The organism is Bradyrhizobium sp. MI1.11, from assembly GCF_055811255.1.
The window spans coordinates 77,458-90,097 of record NZ_JBVVPM010000002.1 but is presented as its reverse complement, the minus strand read 5'-3'; the positions used below and the strand labels follow the sequence as shown (position 1 = coordinate 90,097).

At 64.7% G+C, this 12,640-nt stretch carries 10 protein-coding genes; 2 read left to right on the top strand and 8 right to left on the bottom strand.

Annotated features, from left to right (window positions below; all coding sequences use genetic code 11):
- Positions 1 to 3: 3 nt before the first annotated feature.
- Together AC0L30_RS02300 and dmeF are read right to left on the bottom strand one after the other, a co-directional pair.
- The gene (locus tag AC0L30_RS02300) at positions 4 to 834 is read right to left on the bottom strand and encodes an N-acyl homoserine lactonase family protein (protein ID WP_007603411.1); all 831 of its coding nucleotides are present in this window, start codon (positions 832 to 834) and stop codon (positions 4 to 6) included.
- 78 nt (positions 835 to 912) lie between these two features.
- Entirely contained in the window at positions 913 to 1,857 is a 945-nt protein-coding gene (gene dmeF, locus AC0L30_RS02295; protein WP_007603410.1) for a CDF family Co(II)/Ni(II) efflux transporter DmeF, read from the bottom strand.
- Between the two features lie 195 nt (positions 1,858 to 2,052).
- Between dmeF and AC0L30_RS02290 the strand changes: the two genes are divergently transcribed.
- Both AC0L30_RS02290 and chrA read left to right on the top strand, forming a co-directional pair.
- Positions 2,053 to 2,871, top strand: coding sequence for a chromate resistance protein ChrB domain-containing protein (locus AC0L30_RS02290; RefSeq protein WP_007603409.1), 819 nt, complete (start codon positions 2,053 to 2,055; stop codon positions 2,869 to 2,871).
- Positions 2,871 to 4,256, top strand: a complete 1,386-nt coding sequence (gene chrA / locus AC0L30_RS02285) for a chromate efflux transporter (protein ID WP_007603408.1) — start codon at positions 2,871 to 2,873, stop codon at positions 4,254 to 4,256. Before AC0L30_RS02290 ends, chrA begins: the two co-directional genes overlap by 1 nt.
- A gap of 107 nt (positions 4,257 to 4,363) precedes the next feature.
- Here the strand turns inward: chrA and AC0L30_RS02280 are convergent, their stop codons facing one another.
- The 6 genes from AC0L30_RS02280 to recO all read right to left on the bottom strand — a co-directional run bounded on the left by AC0L30_RS02280 (position 4,364) and on the right by recO (position 12,569).
- Positions 4,364 to 4,714: a hypothetical protein gene (locus AC0L30_RS02280; protein ID WP_007603407.1), complete on the bottom strand. Its 351-nt coding sequence runs from the start codon at positions 4,712 to 4,714 to the stop codon at positions 4,364 to 4,366.
- A 1,045-nt stretch (positions 4,715 to 5,759) separates the two neighbouring features.
- Positions 5,760 to 7,304, bottom strand: a complete 1,545-nt coding sequence (locus AC0L30_RS02275) for a GMC family oxidoreductase (protein ID WP_007603405.1) — start codon at positions 7,302 to 7,304, stop codon at positions 5,760 to 5,762.
- Positions 7,305 to 7,308: 4 nt separating this feature from the next.
- On the bottom strand, positions 7,309 to 8,859 hold the full coding sequence (locus AC0L30_RS02270; protein WP_473403721.1) for an ABC transporter substrate-binding protein: 1,551 nt from the start codon (positions 8,857 to 8,859) through the stop codon (positions 7,309 to 7,311).
- Positions 8,860 to 9,112: 253 nt separating this feature from the next.
- Positions 9,113 to 11,371 carry a DNA topoisomerase IV subunit A gene (gene parC, locus AC0L30_RS02265; RefSeq protein ID WP_007603402.1) on the bottom strand — a complete coding sequence of 753 codons (2,259 nt, stop codon included), beginning with the start codon at positions 11,369 to 11,371 and terminating at the stop codon, positions 9,113 to 9,115.
- A 61-nt stretch (positions 11,372 to 11,432) separates the two neighbouring features.
- On the bottom strand, positions 11,433 to 11,717 hold the full coding sequence (locus tag AC0L30_RS02260) for a hypothetical protein (protein ID WP_007603401.1): 285 nt from the start codon (positions 11,715 to 11,717) through the stop codon (positions 11,433 to 11,435).
- A 99-nt stretch (positions 11,718 to 11,816) separates the two neighbouring features.
- Positions 11,817 to 12,569, bottom strand: coding sequence for a DNA repair protein RecO (gene recO, locus AC0L30_RS02255; protein WP_007603400.1), 753 nt, complete (start codon positions 12,567 to 12,569; stop codon positions 11,817 to 11,819).
- Positions 12,570 to 12,640: the final 71 nt, after the last annotated feature.

Genomic DNA, 12,640 nt, shown 5'->3' with positions numbered 1-12,640 from the left:
GCGTCAGTCGTAAAACTCCGGCGACATCTTCTGGCTGTCGCGCTGGATCTTGTCGTGGTTGATCCAGAGCTGCGCCTTCTCCTTGCCGAGGGTGTCGGCGATCTTCTGCATCGAGGCCGCGCTCTGGTCCTTGTTGGCGTTCATGCTGGGCACACGGCGGTTGTCCCAGTTGTCTTTGAAGTGCACCGCATCGCCCGACAGCACCACGGCGCCGGTCTTCGGCAGCTTCACCAGCAGCGACTGGTGTCCCGGCGTATGGCCGGGCGTCGACAGGATGGTCACGCTGCCGTCGCCGAATACGTCCTTGTCGCCCGCAAGCAGCTCGACCGGATGCGACGGCTTGAATCGCGGCTCGTTGTTGGCACCGGGCCAGTCATACTCGGCCTTCTGCACGTAGAGCGTGGCTTGAGGGAATAGCTCGACATTGCCGGTGTGGTCGGGATGGGTGTGCGAGACGGCCATCATCTTGACGTCACCGGGCTTGAGGCCGAGCTGTTCGAGCTGGGCGGCAAGCGTCTTCGGCCGCCGCCAGGTCACCGCCTTGGGATCCGCGGGCGCAAGACCATTCGGCATCGCGGCGACTGCGTCGGCGATGCCGGTGTCCCACAGGAACCAGCCCTTGGCGTGCTTGACGAGATAGCAGCTGTCGACGAAGTCCATCGTCTTGCCTTCGTTGAGGCCGGGCGTCCACCGCGAGATGTCGCCGGCGGTGCCCTCCCCGCAATTGAGCACGTAGAGCTTTTCGACACCGGTCTTTTCCGATTGCGCCAGCGCCGCATGGCCGGACAGAGCGAGCGCGGCGACGGCGAGAGCGAGCATGATCCTTGGCGTCATTCGTTCCTCCCTTGCAGCCATTGTCGGCTGTGACCGAGGGTCAACCCCGGCCAGTTCGCAGAATTCCCGCAGACCGCTTCAATGCGGGCAGGTCTCGACCTCGACGGTGATATGGCTGAGGCCCTTCAGCCCGGCGAGCCGCTTCTTGTAGACCGCCGGCTGCTTCGGCTTGTCCGAGACCACCGACACCAGCACGGCGCAATGGCCGGGGCCGACCTGCCACAGATGCAAATCGGTGACGCGATCGTCGCCGACCTCCATGCGCGCCCGGATCACACGCTCGAGCTTCTCGTCGGCGCGCACGTCGAGCAGCACCGCGCCTGATGCCTTGATCAGGCCGAACGCCCAGCTTGCGATCACGACACTGCCGATCAGGCCGACCGCCGGATCGGCCCAGGCCCATCCCGAATACATGGCGACCACGAGCGCGGCGATCGCCAGCACCGAGGTCGCTGCGTCCGCCATGACGTGGACATAGGCCGCGCGGAGATTGTTGTCGTGGTGGTGATGATGATCATCATGATCATTGTGATCATCATGCGCATGACCGTGATGGTGGTGATCGTGGCTGCCGCGGAGCAGCCAGGCACTGGCGAGGTTAACGCACAGGCCGAGGGCAGCGACCGCGATGGCCTCGCCATAGACGATCGACACCGGCGTGAACAGCCGCAGCACGCTCTCATAGGCGATCTCGACCGCGATCAGGCCGAGGATGACCGCGCTGGCGAAGGCGGCGAGATCGCCGAATTTGCCGGTGCCAAAGCTGAAATGCGAGCTCCCCAGGTGCCGCCGCGCAAAGCGATACGCGAATGCGGCAATCCCCAGCGCCGCCGCATGCGTGCCCATGTGCCAGCCGTCGGCGAGCAGCGCCATCGAGCCGAACAGCGAGCCGGCGACGATCTCGCCGACCATCATGACCAGCGTCAGCACGACCACGAGCCAGGTGCGCCGCTCGTTCTCGTCGTGCTTGTCGCCCAGAAAGGCGTGGTCATGGGTCCATTGTTCGATGGAATGGGAATGCATCGCAAAGTCTCCGAAAGGTCCGGGCCGTTGACCCCTAATATAGACCTGCGAGTCTTCTGGGCAAAATCGCCGGAATGAGCCGATTGACAGGTCGGTGCCGTTTCGGTGTAATGAAGGCCATGGGGATTTGAGCGATCTCCCCACGAGGCGACATGCCCAAGTATCGCGTCCCGTTTCTTCTTACGAGGGCGCATCATGTCTTCCTACACGACGATATCATCTGAAAAAATGGCACGGCTGATCGGCACGGCGAATGCCCCTGTCCTGATCGACGTGCGCACCGACGAGGATTTTGCCGCCGACCGGCGGCTGATCCCCGGCTCGATCAAGCTCAGCCACGAAAATGTTCCCGACTGGGGCGCCAACTTCGCCGGCCGTTCCGCGATCGTCTCGTGCCTGCGCGGCGAAAAGCTCGCGCAGGGCACGGCGGCCTGGCTCAGGCAGCTCGGCGTGCAAGCCGAGACGCTGGAGGGCGGCTTCGAAGGCTGGAAGGCGGCAAAACTGCCGCTGGTCGACACCCGCAAGCTGCCGCCGCGCGACGCCAAGGGGCGAACCGTCTGGGTCACGCGGGCGCGGCCCAAGGTCGACCGCATTGCCTGCCCCTGGCTGATCCGCCGCTTCGTCGACCCTACGGCCGTGTTCCTGTTCGTGGCGCCTTCGGAAGTGGCGGCCGTCGGGCAACGCTTCAACGCAGCCCCCTTTGACATCGAGAACGTGTTTTGGAGCCACCGTGGCGAGCTCTGCACCTTCGACGTGATGATCGAGGAGTTCGGGATTGCCGCGCCGGCGCTGCTCCGGCTGGCAACGCTGGTGCGCGGCGCCGACACCGGGCGGCCCGACCTTGCGCCGGAGGCACCCGGCCTGCTCGCAGCTTCGCTCGGGCTGTCGCGGATGTATGATGACGACCTCGAACAGCTCGAAGCCGGCATGCTGCTCTACGACGCCTTCTATCGCTGGTGCCGTGACGCTACGTCTGAGACCCACAACTGGCCGACCAACAAGGCGAAGGCTTGATGGATACGCGTACGATCGAAGCAGGAGCTGATGCCGGTCACGGCGTCAGCTTCAGTGAAGCGTTTCGCGTCTGGCTCCGTGTCGCCTGCCTGAGTTTTGGCGGGCCCGCGGGCCAGATCGCGGTCATGCACCGCATCCTGGTCGAGGAGAAGAACTGGATCTCGGAAGCCCGTTTCCTCCACGCGCTCAATTACTGCATGCTGCTGCCGGGCCCGGAGGCGCAGCAGCTCGCGACCTATGTCGGCTGGCTGATGCATCGCACCGCCGGCGGGCTGATGGCTGGCGGTCTGTTCATTCTGCCCGGCATCATCGCCATCATGGGCCTGAGCTACGTCTACGCCGCCTACGGCAATGTCAGCTTCGTGGAGGCGCTGTTCTTCGGCTTGAAAGCCGCCGTGCTCGCCATCGTCGTCGAGGCCGTGGTGCGGGTCGGCAAGCGCGCATTGAAGAACCGCATCATGATCGCGCTCGCCGCGATCGCCTTCGTCGCGATTTTCTTCTTCGCGATCCCCTTCCCGGTCATCATCATCGCCGCCGGCATCATCGGATATATCGGCGCCAAACAGGGCCGTCCGGAATTCGCGCCGGCCGGTCACGGCTCTGCCGGCAGCAGCGCCGTGATCGACAGCATGCTCGGCGACGCTGTGCCCGAACATGTACGCCCCAACACCGCGCGCGCGATTCGCGTCGGCGCGCTCTGGCTTGCGCTCTGGCTGGTGCCGGTGATCGCGCTGTTGCTCGCTGTTGGACAAGACAATGTCTTCAGTCACATCGCGCTGTTCTTCTCGAAGATGGCGCTGGTCACGTTCGGCGGCGCCTACGCAGTGCTGGCCTATGTCGCCCAGCAGGCGGTCGAGCATTATCACTGGCTCAAGCCGCACGAGATGCTCGACGGTCTCGGCATGGCCGAGACCACGCCGGGCCCGCTGATCATGGTGCTTCAGTTCGTGGGCTTCATGGCCGCCTACCGCGACGCCAGCGGCCTGTCGCCGATGCTCGCGGCCACGCTCGGCGGATTGCTCGCGACCTGGGTCACCTTCACGCCCTGCTTCCTCTGGATTTTCGTAGGCGCCCCTTACGTCGAACGGCTGCGCGGCAACAAGGGCCTCGGCGGTGCGCTCAGTGCCATCACCGCTGCCGTCGTCGGCGTGATCCTCAACCTCTCGATCTGGTTCGCGCTGCACACGCTGTTCCGCGACACCGTGCCGGTGCACACCTTCCCGTTTGCCTTCGACATGCCGGTCCTGACCAGCGTCGATATCCCTGCGCTCGTGCTGTCGATCGCGGCCGCAACCGCGATCTTCCGATTCAAGCTGGGGATGTTGACGGTGCTGGCCGGCAGCTGCGCGGCTGGTGTGGCGCTGCGGCTGGCGGGGGTGATTTAGGACGCGGAGTCATTGGTACGTCGCGTCCGGTTTGCCAATGGAAGGCGTCACTAAGCCGTCAGAGTTGCATGGCGGCTGCTATCGACCACAAGCCGGCATCGCTGCCGCTAACTCCGTGGCCCCGGCTGCGGTGGCGACGGTTTCGTTTCCGGCTGCTGCGATGACGTAGCGGGGGGTTGCTGCTGCTGAGCATTGACCGGCTGCTGATCGCCGCCACCATGCGGGACACACGTCCCAACGTTGCTCAGCAGTCGTTTGGCTTCGACATCGCGAGCTTTCTTGTAGTCCCTGCGCCGGTCGATCCTTGCCGCAGCCATGCGATCCCACGCCTCGAAGGCATCAGCGTAGTGCTGTCGCATTTGCTCTTCTGCGGCGAGACAATCACTGAACTTGTCGAACACAAGATCGGTGTTGACGGGCGAGACGCCGCTTACCAAAACCACCAGCATCCATTTCATAGCTTCTGCCTGCGTTCGCCCCGCTCACGGGAACGACGAGGCCTTGGCAAAGTTCCCAGCGGCTTTGCAAGCCCGCCGGCTGATCCATCGAGGTGGGCAGATGGATCTAGCTACAAACTTCAACACTTTCGTTGACCGAGCCGAACGACTTCCGCTCTGCCCTCAAAAGCTAGCGTCTCTCGGCACGCGCCTCGGGCGAAAGCCGTCACCCTCGCCTCCGCATGCCCGTCGGGCAAAACAGCCGACCACTTCCGCCACACTTCCTGTCAAGCCCACCTCGCAAAATATTCCGCTTTACCGAAATTCGGATTTGACGTACAAGCGACACACCCTGGCCCGAGACGAGGGGCGGATCGCGATCGTCACGAACCGCGGGTTGGGTAGCGATGGACGCGACGGCGTCGAGTACGATCGGCATTGCAGGGCGGCTTCGGCTGTGAGCAATGGCTTTCGTGCCTACGACACGACGCCGAAAGCGTTTTCGCATGGCCTCGGGTGTGAGCACACGCCAGCACTCGAAGTTCCAGCGAAGACGTGCGCGGACGAACAAGTCGTGTGGTCCTGACGCCCGGGGTCTGTGCGTCAAGTCCTGCGGTGATGTGGCGGCCCGACCGGGCGCGCGCATCAGTCATCTGCATGGCGACGGGGGCAATAGTGCATCGCTCCCCGGGGAGAGCACGAAGGACACGTTAAAACCATCGCGCAGGGAAGGCCGGGCGATCCGGCGAACCTGTGATCCACCCCGTGTGCATTTCTATCGCCCACGGATCTGCGGGTGCCAGCCGGCGCCCGGTCTTCCCTGCGCCCTTGTCTCAACGAGGGCAATGCGCCGACGCAAAACTCGGGCGGAACGCGCCGCGAGAGGGCGAACGCTCGTCCGTTGTTTGAAACGTGTATCGGCGCGACGACTAGTCTAGCCCACTCTCCGTGTCATCGTCCGCGAAGGCGGGCGATCCAGTATTCAACGGCGGCATTGTGCGAACCCAGCGGCGCCTCGGAGTACTGGATGCCCGCCTTCGCGGAGCATGACACTGTCGTTTTCGCTCTACCGCATCATCATCCGCGCAATCGCTTCCCCGATCACCACCGTCGTGAAGTGGGTGTTCGCCCGGCAATCCGACGGCATGATCGAGGCGTCGGCGACGCGCAGGCCCGTAATACCCTTCACCGTACCATCAGGATTGACCACGCCGTCGGCGTCGTTGACACCAGTCATCCGGCAACTGCCGGCAGCGTGCTGGATATCGCCGGTCTCACGGCGCAGCAGCGTGTCGAGTTCGTGATCGGGCAAGGCCGCAGCCTGGGGCAAGCTCAAATCCGTGTCGGCGAGCCGGATCCAGTCCGCGATGCCTGATAGCGCCGGGTGGGTGGTGATCACGGCCAGCCGCTTCACCGCATCCTTCATGCGCAGCATGTCGCGGGGATCGGCCAGCATGTTTTCCTCGACGACAGGATCGATCGCAGGATCGGTCGAGGCCAGCTTGAGCGTTCCACGCGAATACGCGTTGAACAGCCCGGCGCCGATGGCCCCCGGCACGCCGATGCCGCGATGATTGAAAGCGATCATGATCATGTCGCGCTTGCCGCCGTCGGCGAGGCCCGACGAATAAGTCACGCAGCAATTGGTATGGCGGGTGTCCGGATCGGTCGGCCGCAGGTTTTCGTGGAGCTGGATCGTGGCGCGAAACAGCGGGTGGTCGAAGAAGTGCCGGCCGACCGGCAGGTCGCGCTCGACCGCGATCCCCATCGCCTTCAGCTCATGCGCGGGTCCAATGCCCGAGCGCAGCAGGATCGCCGGACTGTGGATGGCGCCGGCGCACAGCACGATCTGGCGCGCGCTGATCTCGCTGGTGCCCTGCCCCTCGATGTGAACGCGGAGGCCGGTCGCCCTTCCGTCGCTGATCAGGACCCGGTCGACCAGTGCATGCCCGCGAATCTCGAGATTGGCGCGGCCGCGCGCGGGCTCCAGATAACCCTCATTAGTCGTGATGCGGCGGCTGTCGCGGCTATTTATGGGATAGCAGGCGACGCCCTCGCCGTCCGGGCCGTTGACGTCGGCGCACCAGGGATGGCCGCTCGCCAGCGCCGCATCGCGCAAGCCGCGATCGATCGGTCCCCATTTGTCCGGCAGCGCGCGATAGACCGGCAGCGGTCCGCCGCGTCCGTGGCCGGCGGCGTCGCCGAATTCCAGATCATCCTCGATCACCGAGAACAACGGCATCACGTCCTTCGCCGACCAGCCGGTGCAGCCATTGGCGGCCCATTCGTCGAACGCAGCGGCGACGCCGCGGATGGCGATCTGGCCGTTCATCATCGACGAGCCGCCGAGCCCCTTGCCGCGCCAGTAGAAGCGCGGCTCCTGGCCGGCCACACGGCGCGTCAGAAGATCCGGCCATTGCCATTTCTCCTGGTACTCGCGCTTGTGGATGATCGGGATGGGATTTGGCGTCATCACTTCCCAGGGCGCCTCGTCGGCGCGCCAGTCCAGACCCGCCTCGAGCAGCAGGACGCGCCGCGCGGGATCTTCCGAGAGCCGCGCCGCAACGGCGGCGCCGGCGGAGCCGCCGCCGACAACAATGACATCGTACATCGGGCTACTTCTCAACGTTCCAGAACACCGGGATGGCTGACGGTATCAGACCGCGCAAACTGGCGCGAGAGGCGGCAGGCTGGGCGAATTGGCCCCACGGTATTGCGGGTGCCTGATCGTACATGACGGCCTGGATCTCGCCTGCGATCTTCTTGCGATCCTCCTCGGCGGGCGCCTTGGCAAAGGCCTCCATCAGCGGCGTGATGCGCGCGTCACACTGCCAGCCGGTGAAGTCGGCGCAGTTGAAGGCGACCATGACGTTGGTCAAGGGCGAGCCGAGATCGAAACCGCCGGCGTGGACGCCATAGACGCTCCAGCCCTCCTTCTTGGCGCGGCGTGCCAGCACGCTCGCCCAGTCCATCACTTGGAGATCGACGGTGAAACCGGCCTGCTTCAGCCGCTCGGCCAGCACCTGCGCCGAGACGCGCGGGGCTTCGAGATCGTTCGCCTCCATCACGATAACAGGCTCGCCGGCATATTTCGTCGCCTTCAGTGCCGCCCTCGCCGCCTCGATCGACGGGCTCACCGCGGCCTCGGTGCCGGCCTTGCTGTCATAGGTGGTGCCGCAGGTGAAGTATGTCGCGCAAGGGGCCGCGTATTTGGCGTCCAGGCCGAGTGCGTCCAGCACCTCGCGCTGATCGACCAGCTTCCACAGCACGCGCCTGATGGCGGGATCGTCGAACGGCTTCGATGCGGCGTTGAGGCGATAGGCGCCCGCGAACATGTTGCCGCCGGTGAAATTGACGAGTTTCACGCGAGAGTTCTTCTCAAGCGTCGGCAGCAGATCGAACGGCGCATACTGCATGAAATCGACTTCGCCGGCCTGCAGCGCGGAGGCTGCGGTCGCACCATCTGGAATGACGCGGATCTCGAGCGTGTCGATGTTGACGCGCTTGCCGCCGGCGAGGAAGTCGGCAGGCTCGGGACGCGGCACATAGTCGGCGAATTTCTTCAGGACCATGCGGTCGCCGGTGCGGTGATCGGCCTTGCTGTAGACGAACGGGCCAGAGCCGACGATCTCGGTGATGCGCTGGTCGCCGGGCGTTTTGGCAATGCGCTCGGGCATCATGAAGGCGACCGGACTGACGGGATTGCCGAGCGCGTCGATGACGAGACCAGATGGCTCCTTCAGCGTCAGCACGAAGGTTTTTGCGTCGGTGGGCTCGAGCGAGGTCGTGATCGCGAAGATGCGGCGGCCGAGCGCACTGCGGGTGCCCCAGCGGCGTAGCGAAGCGACGCAATCGGCGGCCGTGACCGGCTGGCCGTCATGCCATTTCAGGCCGTCGCGCAGCGTGAAACTGTAGGTCAGGCCATCGGCCGAGACATTCCAGTCCTGCACCATCTGCGGCTTGATCTCGCCTTTGGAATCCTTCGCAAACAGCGTGTCGAACACCATGTAGCCGAAAGTGCGCGTAATGTAGGCCGCGGAGAAATGCGGATCGAGCGTGACGATCTCCGCCTCGAGCACCGCGACGAGATTACCCGCCGCATGCGCCGGCGGCGCGGTCAGCGCCAACGCGAACAGCGCTGGAATGAAAGCCTTCAGTTTGGACATTGGTGCCTTTTGCCTTTTGACCAGCTGTTTGCTGTCGCCAGGAAAAGGCAATGTTCGTGCCCGTTCGAGGAAGGCACTCATGCGCTCACGGCTATCTGCCGCGCGTTTGCGCGCTACACCCTGGCTGTCATCGCCCGGCTTGACCGGGCGATCCAGTATTCCAGAGAAAGCTATGATTGAGCCGAGAGGTCGCGGCGTACTGGATGCCCCGCCTGCGCGGGGCATGACACTGTCGATATGGCGACGGCGAGCCCTACCCGATCACCCTGCCGAACTTGTTCGACTTCGGGAATCCCTTCGGCGCGAGGCGGCCAGCGTCACCGCGGTTGCCTTTCCACTCGGCGAGCTCCTTCATGGTCGCGGAGAATTCGCGGCCTGCGGAGTCTTTCCAGGTCAGGCCCGCCTTGGCGTCGAACACGGCGACGTCGGAAAGACCGCCGTCCTTGTATTTCTGCAGGCGCGCACCGCGGCCACGCGGCATCTCCTGCACCTGGTCGAGCGGGAAAAGCAGCATCTTGCGGTTCTCGCCGATGACGGCGACGGTATCGCCGAGCACCTCGGTAACCGTGCGCGCCTCGTTCGGCATGTCGACGTTGAGGACCTGCTTGCCCTTCTTGGTGGTGCCGACGCAGTCGTCCTCGTTGACGACAAAGCCCTGGCCCTCGTGGCTCGCGACCAGGAATTTGCGTCCGCCCTTGTTGACGAACAGCACGACGGGAGCGGCCTCCGGCTCCAGGTCGATGAACTGGCGGATCGGCTCGCCATGACCGCGACCGCCCGGCAGCTTTGCGACATCGAGCGAGTAGAATTTGCCGTTGGTGGCGAACAGCAGCAGCTTGGACGTGGTCTCGGCGAAGAAGGCAAAGCCGAGCTTGTCGTCCTGCTTGAAGGCAAGCCCCGAGAGATCCTCGACATGGCCCTTCAAGGTGCGGATCCAGCCCTTGTCCGAGACGACGACGGTCACCGGCTCGCGCTCGACCAAGGCCTCCTCGATGGCGGCGAGATCGTGCTCGGGCGCATCGGCAAAAGTGGTGCGGCGCTTGCCGAGCGGCGTCTTCGGCCCGAACATGTCGCGGACCTTGGCGACCTGCTCACTGACCTTCTTCCACTGCTCGGGCTCGGACGCCAGCAGTCCCTCGATCCCCTTCAGCTCCTTGCGCAGATCCTTGTCCTCGGTGCGGATCTCCATCTCCTCGAGCTTGCGCAGGCTGCGCAGCCGCATGTTGAGGATGGCTTCGGCCTGCACCTCGGTGAGCTTGAACGCCTTGATCAGCGCCGGCTTCGGCTCGTCCTCGTTGCGGATGATCCTGATCACCTCGTCGATGTTCAGATAGGCAATCAGCAAGCCGCCGAGAATCTCCAGCCGGCGCTCGATCTCGGCCTTGCGATGGTTGGTCCGGCGGATCAGCACGTCGCGCAGATGGTCGAGCCATTCGCGCAGGCACTCAGCGAGCCCCACCACCTTGGGGACGCGGCCCTTGATCAGCACGTTCAGGTTCAGCGGAATCTTGTTTTCGAGCTCGGTCAGCCGGAACAGCGATTCCATCATCAGCGCGGGATCGACGTTCTTCGACTTCGGCTCGATCACGATGCGAACGTCTTCGGCCGACTCGTCCCTGATGTCGCCGACCAGCGGCAGCTTCTTCTGGTCGAGCAGCTCGGCGATCTTCTCGATCAACCGCGACTTCTGCACCAGAAAGGGTATCTCGGTGACGACAACGACCCAGGTGCCACGCGCGCCCTCTTCCTGCTCCCATCGGGAGCGGACGCGGAACGAGCCGCGGCCGGTGGTGTAGGCTTCAGCGATCGCCTGCTTGGAATCGACGCAGATGCCGCCGGTCGGGAAATCCGGACCCTTGACCCATTTCAGCAGCGCTTTGGATTTCGCGTCCGGTTTCTCGATCAGATGCAGCGCGGCGTCGCAGAGCTCGGCGGCGTTGTGCGGCGGGATCGAGGTCGCCATGCCGACCGCGATACCCTGCGCACCGTTGGCGAGCAGGTTCGGGAAGCCGCCGGGCAGCACGATCGGCTCTTTCGACTGGCCATCGTAATTGGGACGGAATTCGACCCCGTCCTCATCGATGCCGTCGAGCAGAAGCCGCGCGACGTCGGTCATGCGCGCTTCGGTGTAGCGATAGGCGGCGGGATTATCGCCGTCGATATTGCCGAAATTGCCCTGGCCGTCGACGAGCGGGTAGCGCGAGGAGAAATCCTGAGCGAGACGCACCATGGCGTCGTAGATCGCCTGGTCGCCGTGCGGATGGAACGAGCCCATCACGTCGCCGACGATTTTGGCGGACTTCTTGAAAGCCGTGCCCGGATCGAGCCGGAGCAGGCGCATGCCATAGAGGATGCGCCTATGCACCGGCTTCAGGCCGTCGCGGGCATCGGGCAGTGCGCGGTGCATGATGGTGGAGAGCGCGTACGCAAGATAGCGCTCTTCCAGCGCCTCACGCAGCGGCACCTCGTGAATTTCGGCCGGTTCCTCCGGCGGAATCAATCGTTTTCCCATGCCGCCCGGTTAAACCGTGGAAGCGAATCGGGCAAGGATCGATTGGTTCCCTGTGGGCGGCCTACTGGCCGGCCCAGCCTGCGGTGAAGGTCTGGGTGGGTTGGGCGTTTTTGGCCTGCGTGGTGGCCGGGGCATTGGTCAGGCACCGCCGGGCCGTCTCGATCTCGGCCTCCGTCGCGCCCTTGGACCGCGCCCATGCCTCTGCGGCTGCAGCAGAATATTTGGCCACATAGAATCTGACGACGGTACAGGAGGCACGGCGAAAGACGCCCGGCTGCTCACCCGCGAGGGCGTCCGGCGCCAGCGCCATCAGCGCTGCCGATATCACAAGTCCCTTGATCAGCATCAGGATATCCCCGGTTGGAACCCCGGGGGCAAGTCAGGGAAACCCGATTTCGTTCCACGGCGGGCCGACATATTGCGACAATGCAGAGCCGCGTTTGACTCATGGCGCGGGAATCGCGGCCTTTGCCTGCTGCCGCGTCAACGCGCTGATGAAGCCTGCCCGCGCGTCGGAATGGCCTTGCCCGCGCGGCTCCAGCACGTGGCGCAACAGGAAAAGGCCGGTCAGTCGAAAGCCGTCCTGAAGATCCTCGTCGGTGAGGTCGCCCTGCACCTCGCCCTGGCGCAGGAACGGCGGCAGCCGCAATAGCCGGTCGCGCCACGGTTCGCCCGCCCCGCGCGACACCGCGCCGCCGGATTTGGGCGAGACGTAGATCAGGTCGGTGGTCTCTCCGGTTACGGCGCAGTTTTCCAGCGCCAGCCCGAAGCCGAGCTCGGTGAGCATTGCCAGTTCGAAATGGATCACGTGTACGGCGGCGCTGCCGATGTCGTCGAAATCGTCCAGCGAATGTTCGAGCAGCGCCAGGAGGTTTTCGTGCGGATCGCGCTCCGGCAGCAACCGTGCGATCGAAGCGAGGTGGGTGATGCCGTAGACTCCGTGGGATGATCCCAGCAGCGTCGCCGCCCGCAGCTTGAGGCCCTCGATGGCATAGGTGCCGAGATGCTCGTCGAGCCGCGCCCGCCACACCACGCTGAGGCTGTTGCCGGGCTGCAGCAGCGGCCGCATCCGCGAGCCGGCGCCGCCGCGGACGAGACCGAGATGGCGGCCGTGCGCACGGGTCAGCAGCTCGACGATGGCGCTGCTCTCGCCATGCCGCCGCACCCCCAGCACGATGCCTTCGTCGGTCCATTCCATCGGTGAAGTCTAGCGGATTCCGGTCTTCAATCGTAGGGCGGATTGGCGGGAGGCCGGAAAGTGAAGCGCCG

Excerpts from the sequence above, each read along its gene's own strand:
- AC0L30_RS02300 (WP_007603411.1), bottom strand. The coding sequence starts at position 834 with ATGACGCCAAGGATCATGCTCGCTCTCGCCGTCGCCGCGCTCGCTCTG.
- dmeF (WP_007603410.1), bottom strand. The coding sequence starts at position 1,857 with ATGCATTCCCATTCCATCGAACAATGGACCCATGACCACGCCTTTCTG.
- AC0L30_RS02290 (WP_007603409.1), top strand. The coding sequence starts at position 2,053 with ATGTCTTCCTACACGACGATATCATCTGAAAAAATGGCACGGCTGATC.
- chrA (WP_007603408.1), top strand. The coding sequence starts at position 2,871 with ATGGATACGCGTACGATCGAAGCAGGAGCTGATGCCGGTCACGGCGTC.
- AC0L30_RS02280 (WP_007603407.1), bottom strand. The coding sequence starts at position 4,714 with ATGAAATGGATGCTGGTGGTTTTGGTAAGCGGCGTCTCGCCCGTCAAC.
- AC0L30_RS02275 (WP_007603405.1), bottom strand. The coding sequence starts at position 7,304 with ATGTACGATGTCATTGTTGTCGGCGGCGGCTCCGCCGGCGCCGCCGTT.
- AC0L30_RS02270 (WP_473403721.1), bottom strand. The coding sequence starts at position 8,859 with ATGTCCAAACTGAAGGCTTTCATTCCAGCGCTGTTCGCGTTGGCGCTG.
- parC (WP_007603402.1), bottom strand. The coding sequence starts at position 11,371 with ATGGGAAAACGATTGATTCCGCCGGAGGAACCGGCCGAAATTCACGAG.
- AC0L30_RS02260 (WP_007603401.1), bottom strand. The coding sequence starts at position 11,717 with ATGCTGATCAAGGGACTTGTGATATCGGCAGCGCTGATGGCGCTGGCG.
- recO (WP_007603400.1), bottom strand. The coding sequence starts at position 12,569 with ATGGAATGGACCGACGAAGGCATCGTGCTGGGGGTGCGGCGGCATGGC.